This is a genomic window from Streptomyces sp. NPDC046909 (assembly GCF_040644695.1).
Lineage (GTDB): Bacteria > Actinomycetota > Actinomycetes > Streptomycetales > Streptomycetaceae > Streptomyces.
The window spans coordinates 129322-153986 of sequence record NZ_JBEYXC010000013.1; the positions used below are offsets into that span (position 1 = coordinate 129322).

The 24665-nt window shown below is 70.4% G+C and carries 24 protein-coding genes; 17 read left to right on the forward strand and 7 right to left on the reverse strand.

Annotated features, from left to right (window positions below):
- Positions 1-62: 62 nt before the first annotated feature.
- Positions 63-1853, forward strand: a complete 1791-nt coding sequence (locus ABZ928_RS36005) for a beta-ketoacyl-[acyl-carrier-protein] synthase family protein (RefSeq protein ID WP_361528211.1) — start codon at positions 63-65, stop codon at positions 1851-1853.
- Positions 1854-1869: 16 nt separating this feature from the next.
- Here the strand turns inward: ABZ928_RS36005 and ABZ928_RS36010 are convergent, their stop codons facing one another.
- Positions 1870-2943: a Ku protein gene (locus ABZ928_RS36010; protein WP_361528213.1), complete on the reverse strand. Its 1074-nt coding sequence runs from the start codon at positions 2941-2943 to the stop codon at positions 1870-1872.
- Between the two features lie 62 nt (positions 2944-3005).
- Between ABZ928_RS36010 and ligD the strand changes: the two genes are divergently transcribed.
- Together ligD and ABZ928_RS36020 are read left to right on the forward strand one after the other, a co-directional pair.
- Entirely contained in the window at positions 3006-3887 is an 882-nt protein-coding gene (gene ligD / locus ABZ928_RS36015) for a non-homologous end-joining DNA ligase (protein WP_361528215.1), read from the forward strand.
- Between the two features lie 94 nt (positions 3888-3981).
- Positions 3982-5271: a vanadium-dependent haloperoxidase gene (locus tag ABZ928_RS36020; protein WP_361528217.1), complete on the forward strand. Its 1290-nt coding sequence runs from the start codon at positions 3982-3984 to the stop codon at positions 5269-5271.
- A 4-nt stretch (positions 5272-5275) separates the two neighbouring features.
- Here ABZ928_RS36020 and ABZ928_RS36025 read toward each other — a convergent pair whose 3' ends face one another.
- Positions 5276-6079, reverse strand: coding sequence for a nuclease-related domain-containing protein (locus ABZ928_RS36025; RefSeq protein ID WP_361528219.1), 804 nt, complete (start codon positions 6077-6079; stop codon positions 5276-5278).
- Positions 6080-6179: 100 nt separating this feature from the next.
- Here ABZ928_RS36025 and ABZ928_RS36030 point away from each other — a divergent pair, with 100 nt between their 5' ends.
- The 13 genes from ABZ928_RS36030 to ABZ928_RS36090 all read left to right on the forward strand — a co-directional run bounded on the left by ABZ928_RS36030 (position 6180) and on the right by ABZ928_RS36090 (position 17730).
- Positions 6180-6686: a dual specificity protein phosphatase family protein gene (locus ABZ928_RS36030; RefSeq protein WP_361528221.1), complete on the forward strand. Its 507-nt coding sequence runs from the start codon at positions 6180-6182 to the stop codon at positions 6684-6686.
- A 93-nt stretch (positions 6687-6779) separates the two neighbouring features.
- On the forward strand, positions 6780-7511 hold the full coding sequence (locus ABZ928_RS36035) for a hypothetical protein (protein ID WP_361528223.1): 732 nt from the start codon (positions 6780-6782) through the stop codon (positions 7509-7511).
- Positions 7508-8743, forward strand: a complete 1236-nt coding sequence (locus ABZ928_RS36040) for a HAMP domain-containing sensor histidine kinase (RefSeq protein ID WP_361528225.1) — start codon at positions 7508-7510, stop codon at positions 8741-8743. The genes ABZ928_RS36035 and ABZ928_RS36040 overlap by 4 nt, the downstream gene beginning before the upstream one ends.
- Before the next feature lie 179 nt (positions 8744-8922).
- Positions 8923-9294, forward strand: coding sequence for an SH3 domain-containing protein (locus ABZ928_RS36045; RefSeq protein ID WP_361528227.1), 372 nt, complete (start codon positions 8923-8925; stop codon positions 9292-9294).
- 43 nt (positions 9295-9337) lie between these two features.
- Positions 9338-10699: an FtsW/RodA/SpoVE family cell cycle protein gene (locus ABZ928_RS36050; protein WP_361528229.1), complete on the forward strand. Its 1362-nt coding sequence runs from the start codon at positions 9338-9340 to the stop codon at positions 10697-10699.
- A 44-nt stretch (positions 10700-10743) separates the two neighbouring features.
- Complete coding sequence (locus tag ABZ928_RS36055) at positions 10744-12201, forward strand: penicillin-binding transpeptidase domain-containing protein (protein ID WP_361528521.1); 1458 nt, start codon at positions 10744-10746, stop codon at positions 12199-12201.
- A gap of 45 nt (positions 12202-12246) precedes the next feature.
- The gene (locus ABZ928_RS36060) at positions 12247-12753 is read left to right on the forward strand and encodes a DUF3291 domain-containing protein (protein ID WP_361528231.1); all 507 of its coding nucleotides are present in this window, start codon (positions 12247-12249) and stop codon (positions 12751-12753) included.
- Between the two features lie 196 nt (positions 12754-12949).
- Entirely contained in the window at positions 12950-14023 is a 1074-nt protein-coding gene (locus ABZ928_RS36065; protein WP_361528233.1) for a transposase, read from the forward strand.
- The gene (locus tag ABZ928_RS36070) at positions 13987-14256 is read left to right on the forward strand and encodes a zinc ribbon domain-containing protein (protein WP_361528235.1); all 270 of its coding nucleotides are present in this window, start codon (positions 13987-13989) and stop codon (positions 14254-14256) included. Before ABZ928_RS36065 ends, ABZ928_RS36070 begins: the two co-directional genes overlap by 37 nt.
- 239 nt (positions 14257-14495) lie before the next feature.
- Positions 14496-15434 carry a diiron oxygenase gene (locus tag ABZ928_RS36075; protein WP_361528239.1) on the forward strand — a complete coding sequence of 313 codons (939 nt, stop codon included), beginning with the start codon at positions 14496-14498 and terminating at the stop codon, positions 15432-15434.
- Between the two features lie 120 nt (positions 15435-15554).
- Positions 15555-16202: a helix-turn-helix domain-containing protein gene (locus ABZ928_RS36080; RefSeq protein WP_361528241.1), complete on the forward strand. Its 648-nt coding sequence runs from the start codon at positions 15555-15557 to the stop codon at positions 16200-16202.
- Between the two features lie 10 nt (positions 16203-16212).
- Entirely contained in the window at positions 16213-16536 is a 324-nt protein-coding gene (locus ABZ928_RS36085; RefSeq protein ID WP_361528243.1) for a hypothetical protein, read from the forward strand.
- 105 nt (positions 16537-16641) lie between these two features.
- Positions 16642-17730 (forward strand): NlpC/P60 family protein, encoded by a 1089-nt coding sequence (locus tag ABZ928_RS36090; protein ID WP_361528245.1) that lies wholly within the window; start codon positions 16642-16644, stop codon positions 17728-17730.
- Here ABZ928_RS36090 and ABZ928_RS36095 read toward each other — a convergent pair.
- From ABZ928_RS36095 to ABZ928_RS36115, 5 genes are read right to left on the reverse strand one after another with little or no spacing between them, the layout of a single operon-like run.
- On the reverse strand, positions 17709-18956 hold the full coding sequence (locus tag ABZ928_RS36095) for a styrene monooxygenase/indole monooxygenase family protein (RefSeq protein ID WP_361528247.1): 1248 nt from the start codon (positions 18954-18956) through the stop codon (positions 17709-17711). The two genes, ABZ928_RS36090 and ABZ928_RS36095, sit on opposite strands and share 22 nt — an antisense overlap.
- A gap of 24 nt (positions 18957-18980) precedes the next feature.
- Positions 18981-19625 (reverse strand): ATP/GTP-binding protein, encoded by a 645-nt coding sequence (locus ABZ928_RS36100; RefSeq protein WP_361528249.1) that lies wholly within the window; start codon positions 19623-19625, stop codon positions 18981-18983.
- Positions 19606-20013 (reverse strand): DUF742 domain-containing protein, encoded by a 408-nt coding sequence (locus ABZ928_RS36105; RefSeq protein WP_361528251.1) that lies wholly within the window; start codon positions 20011-20013, stop codon positions 19606-19608. The genes ABZ928_RS36100 and ABZ928_RS36105 overlap by 20 nt, the downstream gene beginning before the upstream one ends.
- Entirely contained in the window at positions 20010-20510 is a 501-nt protein-coding gene (locus ABZ928_RS36110; RefSeq protein ID WP_361528253.1) for a roadblock/LC7 domain-containing protein, read from the reverse strand. The genes ABZ928_RS36105 and ABZ928_RS36110 overlap by 4 nt, the downstream gene beginning before the upstream one ends.
- Positions 20507-23470, reverse strand: a complete 2964-nt coding sequence (locus ABZ928_RS36115) for a nitrate- and nitrite sensing domain-containing protein (protein WP_361528255.1) — start codon at positions 23468-23470, stop codon at positions 20507-20509. Before ABZ928_RS36115 ends, ABZ928_RS36110 begins: the two co-directional genes overlap by 4 nt.
- Positions 23471-23839: 369 nt before the next feature.
- On the opposite strand from ABZ928_RS36115, the gene ABZ928_RS36120 reads away from it, so the two are divergent.
- The gene (locus tag ABZ928_RS36120; protein WP_361528257.1) at positions 23840-24664 is read left to right on the forward strand and encodes a hypothetical protein; all 825 of its coding nucleotides are present in this window, start codon (positions 23840-23842) and stop codon (positions 24662-24664) included.
- Position 24665: the final 1 nt, after the last annotated feature.

The window sequence follows — 24665 nt, forward strand, 5'->3', positions numbered from 1 at the left end:
GTCCAGTTCACTCGGGACGGTCTGCCGCAAGGTAGTTCGGACCACAGGAAGCATGCACGGATATGTCCAAATCATCCGAGATTTCCCAAGTACCGATAAATCCCCATCCCGTTAGCGCCGCCGAGGTCATCCCGGGGGATCTCGTCGCTCTGTCGCCGGAGGATGTCGAGCAGCCTCGGTGGTACGTCGTCACGCACACCCTTCCCGAGTCGCCGGAGACGATCCGGCTGAGCCTGCGGCCGCCGCTCGGTGGGGTGGATCGCGATGAGGTGCTGGGGCGGGAGCGGCTGGTGACCGTCGCCTGCCGGCGGATGGATGTCGCCACCGTGCCCTCGCTCTCCTCGCCGCCTCTCGACGACGTCGAGTTCCGCGACGGGGATCAGGTGGGGCGCCTGCGGGCCGTGGATCCCGTCGCCGTCGAGGTGACCTTCGTACGGCGGTGGGGGGTCTGGCACCGGGATCTCGACCACTGTGTCGAGGCGCCGGTGGCTGATGGGGAGGTGCGGCGGTGGGCCGCCGATGCGGATCGGGACGGGTTCGTCGTACGACATCGTCCTCGCCCCTCGTCCGCGCAGGAGGGGGTCGCCGGGCCGCCGCCTCGGCGGGTTGTCGTCACCGGGCTCGGGGCCGTTACGCCGCTGGGGGTCGGGGTCGGGGAGTTGTGGCAGGGGCTGCTCGACGGGCGGCACGGGATACGGGAGTTGGACGGGGAGGAGTTCCGGGAGCTGCCTGTGCGGGTGGCCGGGACGGTTCCTGTCGATCCCGCCGCGCTGTTGCCCCGGGCCGCCGCCCGGCGGATGAACCGGGCCGCCCAGTTCGCCGTGCTCGCCTCGCGGGAGGCCTGGCGCGATGCCGGGTTCGGGGATGGAGGGACTCTTGAGAGCGGGCTCGATCCGGCGCGGGTCGGGGTGAGCCTCGGGGCCATTCTCGGGGATGCCTCCGTGCTGGTCGGCGGGGACCGGAAGCTGCGGGACAAGGGGCCCCGTGGGGTCTCGCCGCTCACCACGCCCATGACGGTGCCGTCGCAGGCCGCCTCTCAGGTCTCCCTCGATCTGCACATCACCGGAGAGGCCCGTACCGTCACGAGTGCCTGTGCCTCCGGGACCGAGGCCATCGGGCAGGCCATCGACCGCATACGGTACGGCCGGGTCGACGTCGCTCTCGCGGGTGGCGCGGAGGCTGTCGTCACGCCGGCGATCATGGCCTCGTTCGCCTCCATGCGGGCCCTGTCGCGGGCCGGGCTCGACGAGGGGTCGCCTTCTCGGCCGTTCGGCAAGGACCGGGACGGCTTTGTGAACGGGGAGGGGGCGGGGGTGCTCGTCCTTGAGGCCGAGGAGCATGCCCTTGCCCGTGGGGCGCGGATCTACTGCGAGGCCGCGGGGTGGGGGCTCTCCGCCGATGCGCATCACATGGCCGCGCCCGATCCCTCCGGGAGCGGGGTCGCTCTCGCGCTGCGGCGGGCGGTGCGGGACGCGGATGGGTACGTGGTGGACGTCGTCCATGTGAACGCTCATGCGACGGCCACGGTGGAGGGGGATCTCGCGGAGGCGTTGGCGTTGCGGGGGGTGTTGGGGGTGCGGTCCGTGCCGGTGACCGCGCTGAAGGGGCACCTTGGGCATTTGCAGGGGGCCGCGGGTGGAGTGGAGGCGATCGCCGCTGTGCTGACGCTGCATCACGGGGTGGTGCCGCCGACCGTGGGGGGCGAGGTCGTCGATGACGCGGTGGAGCTGGATGTGGTGACCGGGGGGCCGCGGGAGTTGCCCGGGGACGGGGATCTGGTGCTCAGTAACTCGTTCGGGTTCGGGGGGCACAACGCGGTACTGGCTCTGCGGCGGCGGGTGGGGGTGCAGTAGGGCGGGGGCGCTGGGGTCACGCCGAGCGCTTGCGGGGCGTTGCCGTCTTCGCTGCCGTTTTCTTCGCTGTCGTCTTCGCTGCCGTCTTCTTCGCCGTCGTCGCCGTGGATTTCGACGCCGTGGACTTCGACGCCGTCTTCTTCGTCGCCGTCGACTTTCTTGCCGATGCCGTCGTCTTCTTCGCCGTGGCCGTCTTCTTCGTCGCCGTCGACTTCTTGCCGCTCGCCTGCTTCGGCGTCGCCCTCGCCGACTTGCGTGCGGGCAGGCGGCGTACCTCCGCCGTCTCTTCCGCCGTCTCCTCCTCCGTCTCCTCGCCCCGCGACTCCTTCGCGTCGCGGACGCTCTTCTCCAGGGCGGCCATGAGGTCGAGGACCTTGCCGCCCTTCGCGGGTTCCGGGGCCTCGGGGACGGTTTCGCCGGCCGCCTTTGCCGCCACTACCTCCTCCAGGGCCTCGCGGTACTCGTCGTGGAGGTCCTCGAGGTCGATCTCGCCGAGGGTGTCCATCAGGGCGTCGGCGAGGTCCAGTTCCTTGTCGTTGACCGTGACCTTGGTGTCGGGGGCCACGCCCTGGGGGGCTCTGACCTCGTCGGGCCAGAGGAGGCCGTGCATGGCGATGGCGTCCTCGACCACGCGCAGCATGCCGAGGCGTTCCTTGCCGCGGAGGGCGAATTTCGCGATGGCCACCTTGTTGCTGCGCTTCAGGGCTTCCCGGAGGAGGGTGTACGGCTTGGCCGCCGGGGCGCCGCCCGCCGCCAGGTAGTACGCCGCGTCCATCTGGAGGGGGTCGATGCGGTCGGCCGGTACGAAGGCGACGATCTCGATGGTCCTGGCCGTGGGGAGGGGGAGGTGGGCGAGGTCCTCGTCGGTGATCGGGATGATCGTGCCGTCGGCGTCCTCGTAGCCCTTGCCGATCTCGGCCGAGCTGACCTCTTTCTCCTCCAGCTCGCAGACCTTGCGGTAGCGGATGCGGCCGCCGTCCTCCAGGTGGATCTGGCGGAAGGAGATCGAGTGGCTCTCGGTGGCGTTGACCAGCTTGATCGGGATGCTGACCAGGCCGAACGAGATGGCGCCGTTCCATATGGATCGCACGGTCGATACCTTTCGGGTCGTTGAAACCCCATATCAGCCTAATTCCATGCAATTCTCATCGTATGACGCCGATCACCGAGGTGGACGGGCACCGGCTCGCGCTCAGCAATCTGGACAAGGTGCTGTATCCCGCGACCGGGTTCACCAAGGGCGAGGTGCTGCACTACTACGCGACCACCGCCGACGCCCTGCTCCCCCATCTGCGGGACCGGCCGCTGTCCTTCCTGCGGTATCCGGACGGGCCCGACGGGCAGGTGTTCTTCGCCAAGAACGTGCCGCCGGGTACGCCCGACTGGGTCACCACCGCGGAGGTGCCGAGGTCGGAGGGGCCGGCGCGGATGGTGCTCGTGCAGGATCTGGCGAGCCTGATGTGGGCCGCGAACCTGGTCACCGAGTTCCATACACATCAGTGGGTGATCCAGGAACCGGGCGTCGCCGACCGGCTGGTCTTCGATCTCGATCCCGGGCCGCCCGCCACCGTCGTCCACTGCTGTGAGGCCGCGCTGTGGCTGCGGGAGCGGCTCGCCGCGGACGGGATCGACGCGTACGCCAAGACGTCCGGGTCGAAGGGGCTGCATCTGCTGGCCGCCCTGCACCCGACGCCCTCCGAACGGGTGACCGAGTACGCCAAGGAGCTCGCCGTCGCCGCCGAGCGGGCCCTCCCCCGGCTCGTCGTGCACCGGATGACCAAGAGCCTGCGGCCCGGGAAGGTCTTCGTCGACTGGAGCCAGAACGCCGCCCGCAAGACCACCGCCACGCCCTACACCCTGCGCGCCCGGCCCGAGCCCACCGTGTCCGCCCCCGTCACCTGGGAGGAGGTCGAGGAGTGCCGGTCACCCCGTCAACTCACCTTCCTCGCAACGGACATCGCGCCCAGGCTCCAGGACTACGGCGACCTCCTCACCCCCCTCTTCGAAAACACCGACGCCGCTCAACTGCCCTAGCTTCGATCTGCTCCCAAACGGGCACAGATCATGATCAACAGGGGGATCTCTCATCACCTGTGCACAGAACACGGAGCAAGGAGCAAAGAGCCGCATGCGAGCACGACCACCTTCCCGGACCCTCCGCCGCGCCCTTCTCGCCGGTCTCACCGGACTCACCGCCCTCTCCCTCGCCGCCGCGCCCTCGGCGTCCGCGGCCGACCCCGGGGAGACGCCGAACGCCGAGGTCATCACCGACTGGAACCTGACCGCCGTACAGGTCGTCGCGGACGACGCCAAGCGGCCCACCGCCGAGCCCTTCCTCTGGTACGGGTTCGTGTCGGCCGCCGTGTACAACGCCGTCGTCGGCATCGAGGGGCGTTACGCCGAGTACAAGTGGGACGTACGTGGTCCCCGGCACGCCTCGTCCGAAGCGGCTGCCGCTGCCGCGGCCCATCGCGTGCTGCTGACGTACTTCCCGAAGTCCCAGGCGCGGATCGACGCCGCCTACGCCGACTCGCTCGCGAAGATCCCGGACGGGACGGCCGAGGACCAGGGCGTCCGGTTCGGGGAGCGGGCCGCCGAGCGGATCATCGAGCTGCGGGAGGACGACGGGCGGGACAGTCAGGTCGCCTTCAGTCCGACGCCCGGTCCCGGGGTCTGGCAGCCCGCGCCGCCCGACTACCGGCCGGCCGCGATCCCGTGGCTCAGCAAGGTGCGGCCGATGACCTTCGACTCGCCGGAGGAGTTCGTGCCGGGGCCGCCGCCCGCGCTGACCTCGGCGACGTACACGAAGGACTTCGCCGAGGTGAAGGCGGTCGGGAAGAAGGACAGCGCCACGCGGACGGCCTGGCAGACCGAGACCGCGCTCTTCTTCTCCCATCCGCTGCCTCAGCAGCTCCAGGCCGGGTACCGGGACTACACCGAACGGCACGAGCTCGACATCGTCGACGCGGCCCGGTACTTCGCCGCCGCCAACGTGGCCTCCGCCGACGCGACGATCACCACCTGGAGCTCCAAGTTCGGGTACGCCTTCTGGCGCCCCGTCACCGCCGTCCGGCAGGCCGACACCGACGGCAACCCCGACACCACGGCCGACCCGAACTGGCTGCCGCTGCTCAACACGCCTCCCTACCCGGAGTACATGGGCGGGCACTGCGCCAACGACGGGGCCGTCATGGCCGTACTCGACCGGCTCACCGGCGGGGACATCGACCTGCGGCTCTCCTCGACGCCGACCGGCACCACCCGGACGTACACGAACTCGGCGGACTACAACCGGGACGTGATCGACGCGCGGGTCTGGAGCGGGATCCACTTCCGTACCGCCGACCTCGTCGGCAACGCGGTCGGGCGGGACATCGGGAACCGGGCGCTCGACCACTACTTCCGGCCGCTGCGGTGACGGATCACACCCGCGTCCAGGTGTGGCGGTCACGTGCCATCGCGTGCAGGGCCTCCACGTCCGCCGGTTTCAGCATGCCGCCGAGCCGGGACAGGGTCTCCAGCTCCGTGTCCGTGATGATCCGGACCTCCCGCAGCGGGGCGGTGATCCGGACGTCCGTTGGGCCGACGAGGGCAAGGACGGGGTGGACCTCGGCGGTCAGGGCGTAGGAGGCGCGGGCGGCGTCGGCGCGGACGCGGCGCAGCAGCGGGTGGGGATCGCGGCGGCCCAGGGTGACCATGGGGTCGGCGACCGTCACCCGCTGCTTGCGGGCGTACAGGGTGTGGACCGCGAAGAGGCCGCCGGGACCGATCGCCAGGTGGTGGACGCGGTCGCCGCCGGGGAGCGGGACCGAGTGCAGGGCGTGCCAGCCGGCGCCGTCCAGGCGGTCCAGGGCCTCCCCCACCGTCTGCTCGGCCAGCAGGGCCCTGCGGCGGGGGTCGGGGCGGAGGCGGTGCGGGGGTCCCGGGTCGCGGTCGAGGGCGATCTGGAGGGCCTCGCCGGGGCGGTTGGGCGCCAGGTCGTCGTCGGGGTGGAGGGTGAGCCGGGCGAGTTCCGCGGGGGTCGGGACGGGGGGCGGCCCCACCGCCACCGGGCCCGTCAGGAACGGGCCGAGCACTTCCAGTACGTCGTCCCTGCGGTCCTCGCTGAGCAGGTTGACCCGGGCCGCCTCCCTGTCGTACCAGGCGACGTTCCGCCCGTCGGTCAGGCACACGTAGAGCCGCTCCTGGCCGTGCCGCCAGGTCGGTATGACGCGCAGTCCGCTCATGCACCATCACCCCCTGACCATGGGAACAGGCGGGGTGCTCCAGGGGCAAGAAGGCGGTTACCTTTGGGGAGAGTTGGGAGGGGGAGTTGGGGAGGCGTTATTGCGTACCCGCAGGAAGCAGCCCGACGTACCGGCCCCGGACAGTCCGTGGAATGAGATCGTGCCCGGACTGTGGATGGGCGGTCATGAGTTCCGGGGGAACTCGGGACAACTGGAGTTCGCCGTCGTAAGGGACGAGTTCGATCTCGTCCAGACTCTGCTCAGGCTTCCGGGGCACGGGCCCGACCCCGGGGTGGAACACCACATCTGGCCGATACCCGACGGGCCCCTGGACGGCACCCAGCTCGCGGGCGTGATACGCCTCGCGCAGGCCGCGAGCGAAGCACTGGACGAGGGCCGCAAGGTCCTCGTCCGCTGTTACCACGGCTACAACCGCTCGGGCCTGGTCATCGCGCACGCGCTGATCCGGAGCGGGCACTCCGCGGAGGAGGCGATCCGGACCATCCGGGCCCGCCGCTCGCCGTGGGCCCTGCACAACGACCTGTTCGTCGACTATCTGCGGGCGGGACTGCCGACCGCCCGGCTGTTGGAGGAGCTGGCAGAGTAGGTCCCCGCCAGACACACCTGGTGCGCAAAAAGGACTTCCGTACGAATAAGGTGTACGGGCCGGTCATCGCCCCCCGTCCGCCTCTGGAGCACAGTGCCACGCCCCGTCCGTACCACCGTCGCCGCAGCCCTGGTGCTGGCGACCGCCGCGGGTTGCGGTGACGCGGGCGGGCTGCACGGCGCGGGGCCGACCCCGACCGCCACCAGCCCGGCGCGGCTGTGGCCGGAACTGACCCCCGCGACCAGTCCCGCCTGGAACTACGACAACGGTGAGTCCGAGGTCATGAAGGGCATCACCGCGCCCGGCGACGACGTCCGCAAGGTGGACCCGGTGGACGTCGTGCAGGCCGAGATCGCCCAGCATCCGGATGAGTACGACGGCCCGAAGGCGCAGTACCGCGAGACCGCGAGCCGTATGCGGTACTGCGGGCAGACACCGGCCGACAGCAGATGCCCGCTGCTCAAGGCGTACTACCGCGACCTCACCGGCGACGGACACGCCGATCTCACCCTGGGGTTCCGGCTGCTGCCGGGCAACCAGACGGCGGTCCGCGTCTACACCTTCGAGAGCGGCCGCCTCGTCCAGGTCATGGCCAACGAGGACGCCGTGAGCGGGGTCGAGCTGGCCGGGCACTCCGTGATCATCCACGCGCCGTCCGACCTCGCGGACTACGAGTACCGGTTCCAGTGGACGTGGGATCCCGAGCAGCACGTCATGCTGCTCACCCATGACGAGATGCTGCACATCGGCAAGAGCCCGTCCCTTTCTTCCTCGTCCCCTTCCCCCTCGTCCCCTTCTTCCTCGTCCTCCGCGAGCTCGCGATGAGGCTCACGCTCCCCCGGTGGGCCGGCACCCTCGCCGTGAAGGCCGCCGTCTTCATCACGGTGATGTGCTGTGCGCTCGCCGCGCTGCTCGGCGTCCTCGTGCATGTCTCGGTGACCAACCAGACCGTGGGCCAGGCCCGTGACCTCGCACTCTCCCGGCTGGAGGACGCGACCACGGCGTACGAGGCCGGGGACACGCTCGGCCGGTTCGCGGGCGTCGATCCACCGGGCCTCCCGGAGTCCCTGCGGGAGCTGGCCGTCGCCGGGGACCGCGGCACCATGGTCGCCGAGCACGAGGGGCGCCCCGCGATGTGGGCGGCCGGGCCCGCCAGCGGTGACCGGGCCCTCGCGGTCCAGGTCGACTACGCCCAGCAGGAGCGGACCATCGCCGCGCTCGACCGGTCGATCATCTGGTCGTCGGTGCTGGCGATCGGGGCGACGCTGCTGGTGGGGGCGTTCGCGGTGACGCGGGTGACGCGGCGGCTGCACGCCACGGCGCGGGTGGCTCGGCGGATCAGCGCGGGGGACCTGGACGCGCGCGTGGACGATCCGCGGACCCAGGATGCGTCCCGGCCTCAGGATGAGGTGGCCGCGGTGGCCGCCGCGCTGGACTCCATGGCGGCTTCTCTCCAGGGGAAGCTGTTGAGCGAGCAGCGGTTCACCGCCGATGTGGCGCATGAGCTGCGGACGCCGTTGACGGGGCTGCATGCGGCGGCCGAGCTGCTCCCTCCGGGGCGGCCGACCGAGTTGGTGCGGGATCGGGTGGGGGCGTTGCGGACGCTGACCGAGGATCTGCTGGAGATCTCCCGGTTGGACACCGGGCGGGAGAAGCTCGATCTGGACACGGAGCGGGTTGCTGCGCTGGCTGAGCGAGTGGTGCGGGCGTCCGGGACGGAGACGGAGGTGGTCGTCGTACGGGATGTGTCCGTGGAGACGGATCGGCGCCGGTTGGAGCGAGTGCTGGGAAATCTTGTGGCCAATGCGCATCGGCATGGGCGCGGGCCGGTGGTGCTGACCGTCGATGGGCCCGTGGTCTCTGTGCGGGATCACGGGGACGGGTTTCCGGAGTATCTGGTCGAGCATGGGCCGCAGCGGTTTCGGACGGAGGGGGGAGCGAGGGGGCATGGGCTGGGGTTGACCATTGCGCTGGGGCAGGCGGAGGTTCTTGGCGCGAAGCTGAGTTTTGAGAATGCGGTGGATGGTGGGGCGATCGCGACGTTGGTGTTGCGGTAGTTCGCGGGCTCACGGTTCTGTGTGGCTGGTCGCGCCCACGCGGCGGAGCCGCACATCGGATACAGCCCCGCGCCCCTTCGGGGCGCTTCACCTATGGCCCAGTCTGGAAGGCACCCCCTGACCACCCCTCCTAATGTGGCGAATAGTCAAGTTCGTCCCGTTCGTGGAGGTTCTCCCCCATGTCCCTGCGCTCTCGTCTCTCCATAACCGTTGTCGCCGGCGCTCTTCTCGCCGCCGCTGCCGCCGCTCCCGCCGTCGCGAATGACGACTGGGGAGACTCTCGCGGCGAGTGGGGGCATCACCACCACGAGAACCCTCGCCTGTACAAAGGCGTCGTCACGGCCGGCACGCTGAATCTGCGCAGTGCGCCGAACCGGGGTTCGCAGATCATCCGGACCGCCTACAAGGGCGAGATCGTGTCGATCTTCTGCAAGACCGGCGGCGAGACCATCCAGGGCAACCCCCTCTGGTACCTCCTCACGGACGGCACCTGGGCGTGGGGTGCGGCCCGGTACATCGACAACATCGGGGCCGCGCCACGCTGGTGCTGACGGGCTAGGAAGACAACCTGGCCCATTTGGGTAAGTTCCGGACATGACCAAGGCCGGAACCACCGTGGCTCAAGCGGATCGACCCGCTCCCGCTGTACGCCTCCCCCGGCGCCGTGGCATCGAACTCGCCCTCATCGTCGTCGCCGTACTGCTCTCCGTGTACGGGTACTGCGATGTCGGCCTCGCCAAGAACGGCACCGTCCCGCCCGGCGCCGCCGGTTACGGCGCCGGGCTCGGCGTGCTCGCGCTGGTCGCGCATCTCGCGGTGCGGTACCGGGCGCCGTACGCCGATCCGCTGCTGCTGCCCATCGGGGTGCTGCTGAACGGGCTCGGTCTGGTGCTCATCTACCGGCTCGATCTGGAGACGCCGGGCGATCGGGCGGCCCCCACCCAGCTGGTGTGGTCGACCGTCGGGGTGGCGCTGTTCATCGTGGTCGTGCTGCTCCTGCGCGACCATCGGGTGCTTCAGCGGTATGCGTACGTCTGTGTCGCCGCCGCTCTGGTGCTGCTGACGCTGCCGATCTTCTTTCCCTCCGTGAACGGGGCCCGGATCTGGATCCGGATCGCCGGGTTCTCCATCCAGCCAGGCGAGTTCGCGAAGGTGCTGCTGGCCGTGTTCTTCGCGGCCTATCTGGCGGCCAACCGCAACGCCCTCGCGTATGCGGGGCGGCGGGTGTGGCGGCTTCAGCTGCCCACCGGGCGGGTGCTCGGGCCGATCGTCGCGATCTGGCTGCTGAGTGTCTGTGTCCTGGTCCTTGAGCGGGATCTCGGGACCTCGCTGCTGTTCTTCGGGCTGTTCGTGGTGCTGTTGTACGTCGCCACCGGGCGCACGGGGTGGATCGCCGTCGGGCTGCTGCTCGCCTCGCTCGGGGCGGTCGCGGTGGGGTGGCTGGAGCCGCATGTGCACAGTCGGGTGGAGGACTGGCTGGATCCGTTCGCCTCGATCGAGGCCGGGCAGGGGCCCAATCAGCTGGCGCAGTCGCTCTTCGCGTTCGCCGCCGGGGGGATGCTCGGCACGGGCCTTGGACTCGGGCACTCGATCCTCATCGGGTTCGCCGCGAAGTCGGACTTCATTCTGGCCACCGCCGGGGAGGAACTGGGGCTCGCCGGGCTGTCGGCGATCTTTCTGCTGTACGCGCTGCTCGTGGAGCGCGGGGTCCGGGCCGGGCTGTCCCTGCGCGATCCCTTCGGGCGGCTGCTCTCCGTCGGGCTCGCCTCGATCGTGGCGTTGCAGGTGTTCGTCATCGCGGGCGGGGTGACCGGGCTGATCCCGCTGACCGGGATGGCGATGCCGTTCCTGGCGCAGGGCGGCTCGTCGGTGGTCACCAACTGGGCGATCGTCGCGCTGCTGATCCGGGTGAGCGATTCGGCCCGCGGTCAGTACGACGGTGAGGTGGCCCGGTGACGGACCCGGTGACCGGCCCGGTGGCCGGGGACAAGACCCTGCACATGACCCGCTACATCCGGCACGCCGCCTGCTTCTGCGCCCTGCTGCTCGTGGCACTGCTCGGCAACGCGACCCGCATCCAGGTGTTCCAGGCCCCGTCGTACGACGACAACCCGGCCAACCGCCGTTCCTCCATCGCCCGTTACGGGCAGCCGCGCGGCGACATCCTGGTCGGCGGGGAGTCGGTGACCGGGTCGCGGGACACGAAGGGGCGGCTGCGGTTCGAACGGACGTATCCGAAGGGGCCGTTGTACGCCCCGGTGACCGGGTTCGCGTCGCAGATCTACGGCACGACGCTGCTGGAGCACGCGGAGGACGGGGTGCTGTCGGGGGACGATCCGATGCTGTCCGCGTTTCCGCTGTGGAACGACTTCACCCGGTCCCGGAACCCGGGCGGGGACGTCGTCACCACCATCAACGGGGCCGCGCAGGAGGCCGCTTACGCCGGGCTCGCCGGGCGGAAGGGCGCGGTGGCCGCCATCGAGCCGTCGAGCGGGCGGATCCTGGCGCTGGTGTCGAGTCCGTCGTACAACCCCGGGGTGCTGTCCGGGAACGACGAGGCCGTGGAGCGGTCCTGGACGGGGCTGAACGAGGACCCGGACAAGCCGATGCTCAACCGGGCGATCCGGCAGACCTATCCGCCGGGGTCGACGTTCAAGGTGGTCACCGCGGCGGCCGCGCTGGACGCGGGGGTGGTGACGGACCTGGACGAGGCGACCGACTCGCCGGACCCCTATCTGCTGCCGGGGACCTCGACCTCGCTGGTCAACGACGCGACGGGGTGCGAGGACGCCCCGGTGCGGGCGGCGTTCGTGTGGTCGTGCAACACGGTGTTCGCCAAGCTGGGGGTGCGGGTGGGGGTGGCGGACATGGCGGCCACGGCGGCCGGGTTCGGCTTCAACGACCAGGGGCTCGGCATTCCGTTCTCGGTCGCCGAGAGCACCTTCGACGTCTCCGTGGACAAGGCGCAGCTCGCGCTGTCGTCGATCGGGCAGTACAACACCCGTGCCACTCCGCTCCAGATGGCGCTGGTGTCGGCGGCCGTGGCGAACGGGGGGCAGGTGCGGTCGCCGTATCTGGTGGAGCGGACCACCCGGTCGGGGGGTGCGACGGTGTCGACGGCCGGGTCGCGGCCGGTGCGGCAGGCGATGCATCCGGCTACGGCGGTGCGGTTGAAGGAGCTGATGGAGGCCGTGGTGACGGAGGGGACCGGGACCAACGCGGCGATTCCCGGCGCGATCGTCGGCGGCAAGACCGGGACCGCTCAGCACGGGATCGGCAACGCGGGGACGCCGTATGCCTGGTTCATCTCCTGGGCGCAGGGGGAGCGGGACATGGAGCCGAAGGTGGCGGTGGCGGTGGTGGTGGAGGACGCGGAGGCGGACCGGGGGGAGATCAGCGGGGGCGGGGACGCGGCGCCGATCGCCCGGGCGGTGATGGAGGCGGTTCTCAACTCCTGAGACGGGCCTACCGGTTCGCGCGGCCCCCGACCTACCGTTCGGTACATGACTTCAGCCGCCGCGTACGAACTCGCCCAGGTCAACATCTCCCGCCTCAAGTTCCCGCTGGACTCCCCCGAGTTGAAGGATTTCGTCGACGCGCTGGACCCGGTCAACGCGTCCGCTGAGGCCGCCGACGGGTATGTCTGGCGCCTCCAGTCCGAGGGCGGCGACGCGACCGACATCAAGGTCTTCGGCGACGACTGGCTGATCATCAACCTGACGGTGTGGCGGGACACCAACGCGCTGACGGCCTTCATGTATCAGGGGCAGCACCGCGAGATGCTCTCGCGGCGGCGCGAGTGGTTCGAGAAGGTGACGGAGGCGATGACGGCGTTGTGGTGGGTACCGGCGGGCCACCGGCCGACGGTCGCGGAGGCAGAGTCCCGGCTGCTGCATCTGCGGGCCAATGGGCCGACGCCGTACGCGTTCACGCTGCGGACGTCGTTCCCGGCGCAGGGGGCGGAGGCGGTCATTGGCAAGGCGCCAGAGGGGCTGGGCTGCTCAGTCTGAGGAGCGCCTGCAACGGATCGAATTGCAGGGGCCCGACTCTCCCGATTGATGTGGTTGCGCCACGCGCGGCGACGTCACACATCGGAACATTTGTTTTTGGGTCGAATGCGTGACCAGATGGGCAGCTGTTCGTTGAAGGGGAGGGCGAGGCCGTACTGCACGGGTGGGGAGGTGGCGGGGGTTGGCGAGGTTTCGGATGTATCCGACACGCGACCAGGAACAACAGCTGTTGCTGCACTGTGCGCATGCTCGATACGTGTGGAACCTCGCCGTCGAACAGCACGCCCATTGGCAACGCGGCAGGAGACCCGCTCCAGGCTTCGCGGAGCAGTGCCGGCAGCTAACTGACGCCCGGCGGGAGAACGATTGGCTTCGGGCGGGGAACACAGATGTTCAGCAGCAGGCGCTGAGGGACTTCGCCAAGGCGAAGGCAGCGCGGTTCATCTCCGGGTTCGGCGAGCCGACATGGCGCAGGAAGCACCAAGATGAGGGCTTCCGCGTCATCGGCATCGACCGGGTCCCGGAGTTCGACGAGGAGGGTGCGCCGAAACTCAACACCAGGACCGGCAAGCAGGTCATGGGCAGGTCAGTGGCGGTTCAGCGACTCAACCGCCGCTGGGCGCAGGTTAAGATCCCCGGTTGCGGCTGGGTCCGCTTCCGTCTCACGCACGCCGAACCCCCACTGGCGAAGACTTTCCGAGTCACGTACCGGAATGGCCAGTGGCACCTCGCCTTCGCCGTCATCCCTGATCCCATCGCCGCGCCGGGCACGGGTGAGGTCGTCGGTGTCGACCGAGGTGTGACCATCACCGCCGCCCTGTCGGACGGACGGAAGCTGAACTGCCCACAGCTCACCACCCGGGAGCGGGCACAGCTACGCAAGCACGAGCGGCGCGCGGCACGGGCGAAGAAGGACAGTCCGGAGAAGGCTGCCGAGTACGCACAGGTCGCCCGCCTGAAGGCGCGGGAGGCGAACCGGCGCAAGGACTGGTGCGAGAAGACCAGCACCATGCTCGCCCGGACATGCGACCTGATCCGGTTCGAGAAGCTGAACATCAAGAACATGACTCGCTCGGCCAAGGGGTCAGCCGAGCGGCCCGGCCGCAACATCCGGCAGAAGGCCGGACTGAACCGGGCGATCCTCGCCCAGGGCTGGGGACTGCTGCGGCAGCGCACCGGGCACAAAGCCCCCGGGCGGGTCGAGGACGTCCCCGCCCCCTACACCAGTCTGCGATGCAGCGCCTGCTGGGGGCACCTCCCACGCCTTTAAGGCAGTGGGGGAGGATCGAGAAGAACTCGCGCAAGAACCAAGCCGAGTTCATCTGCGTATCCTGCGGCTTCACCTGCAACGCGGACGAGAACGCAGCCATCAACGTCGCGGCAGGACAGGGCGGCATTCCCCGCCCCAGGCGCCAAGCCTGTGCCGGAGGGACGACAGCGCCCACACAGCGGTCGAGCGTCCGTGAACCCCAACCCACATGGGTTGGAATCCTCCTGTTTTGAAACAGGGGGAGGATGTCAATGCTTGTCCTTGCCCTTCAGGCAGAACGCGGACGGCCCCTTCCGTCGCCGAACCCTGCAGCGCCCCGTGCCAGTCACCGACACCTGCCCGAAGCGGTCCCCCGGGTTCATGGCGTACATGTCGCGCGTCGGCATCTACCGCAGACCCCTACGTAGACGCAGGGTCAACAAGTCGTGCGCGAGGGATTGACGAGCTTGCTGACAAGCAGTCTCATAACAGCATGACGACGCTGACGGACGCCGACGCGCTCGCGGGCCTGCGCGACGCACTCGGCCTGCTCAAGGACCGGGAGCAGGTGGCCCAGCGGCTGCTCGACTCCTCCGCCAAGCACTCCTTCGACCCCGACAAGGAACTCGACTGGAACGCGCCCTTCGAGGAGGGCAAGTGGTTCTGGCCGCCGGAACTGGTGTCCCTGTACGACACCCCGATGTGGAAGCGGATGAGCGAGGAGCAGCGGATTCTGCTCTCGCAGCATGAGGCCGCGGCGCTGGCTTCGCTCGGGATCTGGTTCGAGCTCATTCTGATGCAGCTGCTGGTGCGGCACATCTACGACAAGGCGGCGACGAGTGCGCATGTGCGGTACGCGCTCACCGAGATCGAGGACGAGTGCCGGCACTCCAAGATGTTCGCGCGGCTGATCTCGCACGGGGACACGCCCTGGTATCCGGTGAGTCGCGCGCACCAGCAGCTGGGCCGGCTGTTCAAGACCATCTCGACGACCCCGGGGTCCTTCACCGCCACGCTGCTCGGTGAGGAGGTTCTCGACTGGATGCAGCGGCTGACGTTCCCCGACGAGCGGGTGCAGACGCTGGTGCGGGGAGTGACCCGGATCCATGTCGTGGAGGAGGCCCGCCATGTGCGGTACGCCCGCGAGGAGCTGCGGCGGCAGATGGTGACCGCTCCGCGGTGGTCGCAGGAGTTCACTCGCGTGACGTCCGGGGAGTTCGCCCGGGTGTTCTCGGTGGCCTTCGTGAATCCCGAGGTGTACACGAATGTGGGGCTGGACCGGCGGGAGGCCGTGGCGCAGGTGCGGGCTAGTGGGCATCGGCGGGAGGTCATGCAGACGGGGGCTCGGAAACTGACGGACTTCTTGGATGACATCGGGGTGCTGCGGGGTGTGGGGCGCCGGTTGTGGAGGTCCTCGGGGTTGCTGGCGTAGGTGGGTCCGGCGGGGTTTTCGCTTGCCCGCGCGGGCGGGGTGCCGCTGCGCCCACCCGTGCCGCCCCAGCGGCACGACTGCCCGCAGCTACGCAGGGTGCAAACGGTTACGCTGCACCCCATGACCCCCGCCGCCCCCGCCTACCGTCGCCTCAGCGTCGAGGAACGCCGCAGCCAGCTTCTCGAAGCCGCGCTCGGCCTCTTCGCGCACCGCGCCCCCGAGGACGTCTCCCTCGACGACGTGGCAGAGGCGGCCGGAGTCTCCCGGCCCCTGGTCTACCGGTACTTCCCCGGCGGCAAGCAGCAGCTCTACGAGGCCGCTCTCCGCTCCGCCGCCGATGAGCTCCAGCAGTGCTTCGACGAACCCCGTGAGGGCCCGCTCCTCGACCGTCTCTCCCGCGCCCTGGACCGCTATCTCGCCTTCGTCGACCAGCACGACGCCGGGTTCAGCGCGCTGCTCCAGGGCGGCAGCGTCGTCGAGACATCCCGTACGACGGCGATCGTGGACGGCGTCCGCAGGGCCGCCGCCGAGCACATCCTGAGCCATCTCGGGGTCACCGAGCCGGGGCGGCGGCTGCGGATGACCGTGCGGATGTGGATCACGGCGGTCGAGGCGGCCTCGCTGATCTGGCTGGACGACGAGAAGGAACCGCCCGTCGACGAGTTGCGGGACTGGCTGGTCGAGCAGTTCGTCGCCGTGATGTCCGTGACCGCGCGCCGCGACCCGCAGACCTCGGAGCTGGTGCTGGCCCTCGCGACGGATGTCTGACACTGGTCCTGTGAAGAGCGAAGACACCCCCTTCGAGGGCGGTCCGATGGACGGTCGCGTACTGCCCGTCCTCCTGGGCCCGACCGGCCACCCCCCCAAGCACTACCGCATCCCGGTCCCGGACGCCGCCGGCGGCCCGCCCACCGTGCTGGTCTACCGTCGCGTCCCGCGCGGCCAGTCCAAGCGGCTCGGCCTCCAGCAGGGGTGGAAGTACGCGTACGAACCCGAGGGCAGGCCGAGCCGGCTGAAGTGGCCCTGGTCCAAGCCGGAAGCCACGCCGGACACCAAGCCGGACGCCACGCCGGGCGGCAAGCCGGAGAACCCCGACGAGTGACGCGATTGGGCTGAACCGAGCACATCCGGCGCGCGCGGACCGCCGTCCCCGTCTCATGCTCGCCGTGCGGGGCAGAGGGGCTGTCCCCGCACCGGAGGTGATGACGTGTCAGGAAGGCTTCTGCGTCTGGTGTGTACGGCGGCGGTGGCGGCCGGCGCGGTCCTCGCACCCGTGCCCGCGACCGCCGTACCGGAGCCGCGCGAACCTGGTGAGCAAGCCGTCGCCGAACCCGGTGAGCGCACGGTCGCCGAACTGCTGACGGACCTTCAGCGGCTGTACCGGGAGGCAGAGCGGGCCACCGAGACGTACAACGCGACCGAGGAGAAGCTGAGGGAGCAGCGGGCGGAGGTGCGCCGGCTGGACACCGCGCTCTCCCGGGCCCGGCTCTCCCTGCACGACAGTCGCGGCGCGGCCGGGCGGCTGGCCCGGCAGCAGTACCAGAACAGCACCGACATCTCGCCGTATGTGCGGCTGCTGCTGGCCCGCGATCCCCAGCACGCGCTCGATCAGGGGCATGTGATCGGGCAGTTGGCGCGGGAGCGGGCCGAGACGGTCGGGCGGCTGACCGGCAGCGAGAAGAAGGCCGACGATCTGGCGACCGAGGCCCGTAAGGCGCTGGACGGCCAACTCACGCTCGCCGCCCGGCAGAAGAGGGACCGGGACGACGTACGGAAGAAGCTGAAGGAGGTCGAGGAGCTGCTCGCGTCTCTCACCGAGGAGCAGCTGACCGCGCTCGCCGCGTTCGAGAAGGACGAGATCACCGCGGCGCAGGACGAGTTCATCGCCTCGGGCGCGCTCAGCCATGACGACCGCAAGCCCTCGGACCAGGGCGGGAAGGCGGTGCGGTACGCCATGGAGCAGCTCGGGAAGCCGTACAAGTGGGGTGCGGAGGGGCCGAAGGAGTACGACTGCTCGGGGCTGACGTCAGAGGCCTGGGGGCATGCGGGAACGCCCATCCCCCGGACCAGTCAGGAGCAGTGGGCGCGGCTGCCGCGTGTCCCGCTGAACGAGCTGCGGCCCGGTGACCTCGTCGTCTACTTCCCGGACGCCACCCATGTGGGGATGTATCTGGGGAAGGGGAAGATCGTCCAGGCCCCGAGGACCGGCGAGAAGGTCAAGGTGTCCCCCATCGCCTCCCACCCGATCCTCGGGGCGGTGCGTCCCGACGAGGCTCAGGACAGGGACGCCAGGTAGGCCGCCGTCTTCTCCGGCTCGTAGAAGAAGTTCTCGAAGTCCGCCGGGTCGTCGAAGGCGTTGGCGAAACGATCAGCCGCCGGCTGCAACTGCCCTGCCGCGCCGATGAGGTTGAGGATGTGCTCCGGCGGCGGGGACAGCATCGCGTTGGTCCACTTGGTGACGTGCTGGGCGGTGTCCCAGTAGCGGTCGAAGGTGGACCGCATCCACTCCTCGTCGAACTCCTTCTCGCCGCGCTCCAGGATCGACGCGAGGTACGAAGCGGCGCACTTGGCCGCGGAGTTGGAGCCCTGGCCGGTGATGGGGTCGTTCGCGACGACGACGTCGGCGACGCCCAGGACCAGCCCGCCGCCGGGGAGGCGGCCGATGGGGTTGCGGACGGTGGGGGCGTACCGGCCCGCCAACACCCCGCCCGCGTCGGTGAGTTCGACCTTGGTGGCCCGCGCGTGCTCCCAGGGTGTGAACCGCTCCATGAGTTCCAGGGTCAGGGAGAGGTGCTCCGCCGGGTCCTTGACGCCGTTGAAGGCGTCGAGCGGGCCGCCGGGTATGCCCTCCCAGAACAGGATGTCGGCGCGGCCGGTCGTGGTGAGCGTCGGCATGACGAACAACTCGCCGACGCCGGGGACCAGGTTGCAGCGGACGGCGTCGTAGTCCGGGTGCTCGGGGCGGGGGCCCAGGCCGTGGACGTAGGACACCGCGAGGGCGCGCTGCGGCTCGGTGTACGGGGAGCGGGACGCGTCCCGGCCGAACATCGAGACCAGCTCGCCCTTGCCGGCCGAGACCAGGACCAGGTCGTACGTACGGGAGAAGTAGTCGAGGTCGGAGACGGCCGCGCCGTGGATGACGAGCTGTCCGCCGCGCTGGGCGAAGGTCTCCATCCAGCCGGCCATCTTCACGCGCTGGTCGACCGACTGCGCGTACCCGTCGAGCCTGCCCACCCAGTCGATGGCACGGGCCGCGGGGCCCTCGGCCCACGAGCCGGGGGCCGCGACCGAGACGCCGAGTCCTTCGATCTTCGGGGCCTGGGACTCCCAGAAGTTCAGCTGGAGATCGCGCTCGTGCTGAAGTGCCGTGTGGAACATGCACTGCGTCGACATGACCCGGCCGGAGCGGATCTCGTCCGCGGTCCGGTTGGACATCAGGGTGACCTCGTACCCGTGCGACTGGAGTCCGAGGGCGAGCTGGAGACCGGACTGGCCGGCTCCTACGACGAGTATCTTCCGCATACGGGTGGTGGCTCCTAGTTCGGATTACTCGGGGGTTTCGTCCAGCGCGTGTCCGACCAGGGACAGGAGGGTCTCGATCACCGAGATCCGGCGGCGCGCATCCATGATCATTACAGGTATGTGCGCCGGGATCGTCAACGCCTCCCGCACGTCCTCCGGTTCGAACCGCTCGCTGCCGTCGAAGTGGTTGACCGCGACGACGTACGGCATTCCGCAGCTCTCGAAGTAGTCGAGCGCGGGGAAGCAGTCCTTCAGGCGCCGGGTGTCGGCCATCACGACCGCGCCGATCGCGCCGCGCACCAGGTCGTCCCACATGAACCAGAAGCGCTGCTGGCCCGGCGTACCGAAGAGGTAGAGGACGAGGTCGTCGTCGAGGGTGAGGCGGCCGAAGTCCATGGCCACGGTGGTGGTGAGCTTGCCGGGCGTGGCGGTGAGGTCGTCGGTCTCCTCGCTCGCCTCGGTCATCAGCGCCTCGGTCTGGAGGGGCGTGATCTCCGAGACGGCGGTGACGAGGGTGGTCTTGCCGACGCCGAAGCCGCCGGCCACGACTAACTTCGTGGCGACCGGGGCCCGGGTGCGATCCGTCTGCCAGGGCTGTACGGGCCCCTCTTCGGCGAGGAGCGGGGTGACGCCGTAGGAAGCGGCGGCGTCAGAGACGACGGAGTCCACTCAGCACCCTTTCGAGCAGAGCGCGGTCCGGGCGGCCGGTGCCGTGACCGGTGCCGGTGCCGTACACACGGATCTTTCCCTGGTCCGCGAGGTCGCTGAGGAGCACGCGGACCACGCCGAGCGGCATCTTCAGCAGCGCGGCGATCTCGGCCACCGTGCGCATACGGCGGCAGAGTTCGACGATGGCCCGCATCTCGGGCATGACCCGGGAGTTGAGGGAACCATTCGTCAGTTCCTTGCGCTCCTCAGGGGCTTCGAGCGCCGCGACGAACGTCTCCACGAGGAGGACGTGGCCGAAGCGGGTACGGCCGCCGGTGAGCGAGTAGGGGCGTACGCGGGCGGGCTTGCGGTCGCCGCCGCGGACGGGGAGGTTCGGCCTGTCGGTCATCGGGCGCTCCCCGGCGACTCGTTCTCCAGTGACTGCCGTAGCTCGCTGCGGAGTTCGGGGGTCAGGACGTGGCCGGCGCGGCCGACGAAGAGCGCCATGTGGTACGCCACCACGCTCATGTCGCAGTCCGCGGCGCCGTGCACACCGAGCAGCGAGCCGTCGCTGATCGACATCACGAACAGGCTGCCCTCGTCCATCGCGACCATCGTGTGCTTCACCCCGCCGTACTCCATGAGCTTGGCGGCGCCGATGGTGAGGCTGCCGATGCCGGAGACGATGGTGGCGAGGTCGGCCGACGATCCGCGCGGGCCCCTGGTCTCGGGGGTGCGGGTGCGGGCCTCGTCGTTTCGGCCGGGGTCGGAGGAGAGCAGGAGCAGGCCGTCCGATGAGACGACCGCCACTGACTGGATGCCCGGCACCTCCTCGACCAGGTTCGTCAGCAGCCAGTGCAGGTTGCGGGCTTCACTGCTCAGTCCGAAGGTACTGGGCGCGGTCAACTGCTTGCCTCCTCGGGAGTGCCCCCCGTGGCTTCTTCGGAATGTGCGGGCGTCCTCGTCTGCCCCGTCTGTTCGGCGATCTCTGCTTCTACGTCGCGGTAGCCGGCCTCCGCCCCCCGGCGGAAGCCGCCGAGCCTGCGGCGGAGGGCTTCGGCGTCCACGCCCGCGCTGCGCTGGCGGGGCGCCTGGGTGGTGGGTGCGGTGATCTTGGGGGTGCGCTTGGGGAGGCCCTTTGCGGTGAGCTGGTCCTCGTCGTCGGCGCGGGTGTGTTCCGTCTCGGCTTCGCCTTCGACGGATTCGTTCCCACCCGCACCGCCCGTGCTGCTTTCGTCGTCGGGTGCGGGTGGCCCCTGTGGGGCGAATTCGCCGTCGGCGACAGCGGGTTCGCGGGGCGTGTCGGGGGTCGCGGGTTCGGGAGCTGCTCCGGGGACCGCGGGTTCGCGTGCTGCTCCGGGGACCACCGGTTCGGGTGTTGCTCCGGGGGCCGCAGGACCGGGGGCTGCCTCGGGGGCCGCAGGACCGGAGACCGCCCCAGGGACCCCAGGACCAGGAGCCGCCCCAGGGACCGCAGAACCAGAGACCGCCTCAGGGGCCGTAGGACCGGGAGCCGCCTCGGGGGCCGTCGGTACCGGGGCCAGCAGCTCCATCGTCGTCTCGGCCGGGCTTTCCTCGCCCGCCGTCTCCCGCCTCCGTACCGCCTGTTCGGCCAGGGCCACCAAGGCGTCCCCGGTGGCGGTGCGGGTGCCCGGCAGGACGTTGGAGTTGGCCTCGGCGTCGGCGCCCGGGAGGGAGAAGGTGGGGGTGGTGCCGGCGGCGGGTGAGGACGAGGCGGACGGGACCGCTGCCGTCGGGGCCGGGGCCAGGAGGCCCTTCGGCAGGACGACCACCGCCGCGATGCCGCCCTGCTTCTGCTCGCGGAGCTGGACGCGGACGCCGTGGCGGTGGGCGAGGCGGGCGACGACGTACAGGCCGAGGCCGAGGCCCTCCTCGCCCTCCTGGTCGTACGGCGAGTCCGGGTCGAACTCGGCGAGGCGGGAGTTGAGGCGGGTCAGGCGCTCGTCCGTCATGCCGATGCCCTCGTCATGGACGGAGAGCATGACCTCGCCGCTCTCCAGCAGCCAGCCGGAGACCTCGACGGGCATGTCCGGCGGAGAGAAGGAGGTGGCGTTCTCCATCAGCTCGGCGAGGAGGTGGGAAAGGTCGTCGGCGGCGAAGCCGGCCACGTGGGCATGCGGGGGCAGCGCGGCGATACGGACCCGCTCGTACCGCTCGATCTCGCTCACCGCGGCCCGTACGACGTCCACGAGCGGGACCGGGCCCGCGTGCTGCTGGACGTGTTCGGTGCCGGCGAGGACGAGGAGGTTCTCGCTGTGGCGGCGCATGACCGTGGCGAAGTGGTCGAGCTTGAAGAGGGTGGCGAGGCGGTCGGGGTCCTGCTCGCGCTCCTCCAGGGCCTCGATGACGGCGAGTTGGCGTTCCACCAGGCCGAGGGTGCGCAGGGCGAGGTTGACGAAGGTGCCGCCGATGCTGTCCCGAAGGCGGCCCAACTGGGCGGCGGAGTCGGCGAGTTCGGTGCGGAGCTCCTCGCGGGCGTCGGCCATCTTCTGGCGCTGCGCGACCAGGTGCTTGCGGTCGGCCTCCAGGGTGGTGATACGGCCCTGGACGGCGACGACATGCCCGTGCAGGGCGTTGACGGAGCGGACGACCTGGGCGAACTCGTCGTTGCGGCCGGTGAACTTGACGGGTTCCTCGGTTCCCGGGTCCTCGGCCTGTGCGAGCCGGGCGGAGCCGAGGCGCAGGACCGCGAGGGGGCGGGTGAGGGTGCGGGCCATGGCGGTGGCGATGCCGACGGCGAGCAGCATGAGGGCGCCGAGGATCGCGATGCGCAGCTCCAGCGCGGTGACGTCGTCGTCGCGGAGCTGGGCGAGGTCCTTGGTGCGCTGGCTGTAGAGGGCGGACTCCACGCCGCGCATCAGGTCGACCCGGGCGGAGAGGGCGGCGTCGGCCTTCTTGGCGCTGGTGCCGAGTTCGCCGTCGGAGAGGGTGGGCTGGTCGGTGAGGGCGGCGAGGTACTTCTCGGCGGAGTTGACCTCCGGGCCGGTGACCGTGGAGTCGTAGCTGTTCTTCGCGGCCTCGGGGGCCGTGTCGTGGAAGTCGGCGAGGGCGGCGTCGGAGCGCAGCCGGGCCTGCTGGGCGGCGGCGGTGAGGGCGTCGCGCTGCCGGGCGTCGGCCTTGGAGGTGGTCTCGACGGTGGAGGTGAGCCCGGTGATCGGGTCGGTGACCGTCTGGGTGGTGCGGGGCACGTCGAGGGCGGCGAGGAGCAGTCCGCGGGCGGCGGCGGCCTGCTGGACGGCGGAGTCCAGCTCGGCGAGGGCGTAGGCGCCGGAGCCGGCGCTGGGCGGCATCTGCTCGGCCAGCCGCTCGGCGAGGCGGTGCAGTTCGTTGATGGCCGCGGAGTAGGACTGATGGACTTCGAGGGCGCCGCTCTTGCCGGTGAGCGCGGCGCGGCGCAGGGCGGCGATGCCGTCGAGGTCGGTGCGGAGGTCGGCCTGGTCGGCGATGTCCGGGTCCGTCTCGGCGCGCAGTTCCTCGACCTGCCGGTCGACGCGGGCGCTGCGCTGCTCGGTGGGCGCCTTGGACTTGGCGCGCCCCGCGGCGACGTACACGGTGACCTCGTCCCGCTCGTCGGCGAGCGAGTGCGCGAGGGCGAGCGCGTCCTGGGTCTGCTCGGCGAGGGTCACCAGGTCCTGGGAGTCGCTCAGCTGCCCGGAGGCGGCGAGGACGGAGGGCGTACCGGCTCCGGCGATGGCGGCGGCCACGACGGCGGCGGCGACGATGAGCCGGTTGCGTACGTGGGTGGGGCGGCCTTTGCCGACTTCCCCTTGCCCGGCGCCGCCGGTGGTGGCGGGATCGGCGGGGGCCGTCTGCTTGCTCGTACGACGAGGCCGCGTCTTCTGCACCGGTGCTCGCATTCCTGACTCGTGTACCCATGGGCCCGGGTGACGCTCCGTCAACTGGAGTCACACACCGGGTACGTTTCCCGACCCTCCCAGTGCCGCTGGGCAGCGGGCGCGCATCACCCGACCCGCCACCCGAAGGAGTGAACCCCGGAGGGGAGTTGGCGAGCAAGTTCCCGTGGCACGGTCAGGGGCCTTGTGCGGCAGGCCGGTTGGACGTCGGCGGCAACCGATGGCATCATCCGCCGCCACGCCTCCCCGGACTGAACGATTCCACCCCAAACCAGACGCCTGACCTGCGTGAGTGGGTCAATCCGGCAACCGATGTCAGTCTTTCGTGAACCCTGTGAAGGGCTCGTGCAGACTGGCCGAATGCGTACCGAACTTGTCTCCGAGCCCGGCGACCGGGCCCGCCCCAACGAGGACTTCGCGGCCGTCGCCCTTCCGGCCTCAGGACAGGGCGGGGTGGCGGTGCTCCTGGACGGCGTCACACCGCCGGCGGGCGAGACGGGCTGTCTGCATTCCGTCCCCTGGTTCACCGCCCGCCTGGGCGGGGCACTGACCGAACTGGCCGTTTCCTGCCCGGATGTTCCGCTGGCCTCGATCCTTGCCCTCGCCATCACGCGTACCTCCGAGGCCCATTCACACTCCTGTGACCTTTCTCACCCACGAACACCGCAGGCGACGGTGGTTGTGGTGCGGTGGTCGGAGGGGGGTTCGCCGGGGAGTTCGCAGGGGGGTTCGAAGGCGGCTGTGGAGTACCTGGTGCTCTCCGACTCCGTGTTGCTGGTGGAGTCGGGGGGTGGCGTGGTGACGGCGGTTCTGGACGACCGGCTGTCCCGGCTGCCGCGGGCCTCGCTGGCGACGGACGCGATCGTGGACTCGACGGTCCGGAACAAGGAGGGCGGGTTCTTCACGGCCGCGGCGGATCCCGCGGTGGCGGGGCGTGCGGTGACGGGCGTCTTCGACAGGGGGGCCGTGCGGGCGGTGGTCGCGCTGACGGACGGGGCGAGTCGGTGGGTGGAGAAGTTCCGGGAAGGGGGTTGGGGGGACTGCTTCACGTTTGTGCGGAAGGAGGGGGCGGGGGCGCTGGTCGAGCGGGTGCGGGAGTTGGAGGCGGGGGATGCGGAGGGGCGGGTGTTTTTGGGGCGGAGTAAGACGCATGACGATGCGTCGGTGGTGTTTGTGGAGTTGTGAC

Excerpts from the sequence above, each read along its gene's own strand:
- ABZ928_RS36005 (WP_361528211.1), top strand. The coding sequence starts at position 63 with ATGTCCAAATCATCCGAGATTTCCCAAGTACCGATAAATCCCCATCCC.
- ligD (WP_361528215.1), top strand. The coding sequence starts at position 3,006 with ATGACGCCGATCACCGAGGTGGACGGGCACCGGCTCGCGCTCAGCAAT.
- ABZ928_RS36020 (WP_361528217.1), top strand. The coding sequence starts at position 3,982 with ATGCGAGCACGACCACCTTCCCGGACCCTCCGCCGCGCCCTTCTCGCC.
- ABZ928_RS36025 (WP_361528219.1), bottom strand. The coding sequence starts at position 6,079 with ATGAGCGGACTGCGCGTCATACCGACCTGGCGGCACGGCCAGGAGCGG.
- ABZ928_RS36040 (WP_361528225.1), top strand. The coding sequence starts at position 7,508 with ATGAGGCTCACGCTCCCCCGGTGGGCCGGCACCCTCGCCGTGAAGGCC.
- ABZ928_RS36045 (WP_361528227.1), top strand. The coding sequence starts at position 8,923 with ATGTCCCTGCGCTCTCGTCTCTCCATAACCGTTGTCGCCGGCGCTCTT.
- ABZ928_RS36050 (WP_361528229.1), top strand. The coding sequence starts at position 9,338 with ATGACCAAGGCCGGAACCACCGTGGCTCAAGCGGATCGACCCGCTCCC.
- ABZ928_RS36055 (WP_361528521.1), top strand. The coding sequence starts at position 10,744 with ATGACCCGCTACATCCGGCACGCCGCCTGCTTCTGCGCCCTGCTGCTC.
- ABZ928_RS36060 (WP_361528231.1), top strand. The coding sequence starts at position 12,247 with ATGACTTCAGCCGCCGCGTACGAACTCGCCCAGGTCAACATCTCCCGC.
- ABZ928_RS36065 (WP_361528233.1), top strand. The coding sequence starts at position 12,950 with ATGTATCCGACACGCGACCAGGAACAACAGCTGTTGCTGCACTGTGCG.
- ABZ928_RS36070 (WP_361528235.1), top strand. The coding sequence starts at position 13,987 with ATGCAGCGCCTGCTGGGGGCACCTCCCACGCCTTTAAGGCAGTGGGGG.
- ABZ928_RS36075 (WP_361528239.1), top strand. The coding sequence starts at position 14,496 with ATGACGACGCTGACGGACGCCGACGCGCTCGCGGGCCTGCGCGACGCA.
- ABZ928_RS36080 (WP_361528241.1), top strand. The coding sequence starts at position 15,555 with ATGACCCCCGCCGCCCCCGCCTACCGTCGCCTCAGCGTCGAGGAACGC.
- ABZ928_RS36095 (WP_361528247.1), bottom strand. The coding sequence starts at position 18,956 with ATGCGGAAGATACTCGTCGTAGGAGCCGGCCAGTCCGGTCTCCAGCTC.
- ABZ928_RS36105 (WP_361528251.1), bottom strand. The coding sequence starts at position 20,013 with ATGACCGACAGGCCGAACCTCCCCGTCCGCGGCGGCGACCGCAAGCCC.
- ABZ928_RS36120 (WP_361528257.1), top strand. The coding sequence starts at position 23,840 with ATGCGTACCGAACTTGTCTCCGAGCCCGGCGACCGGGCCCGCCCCAAC.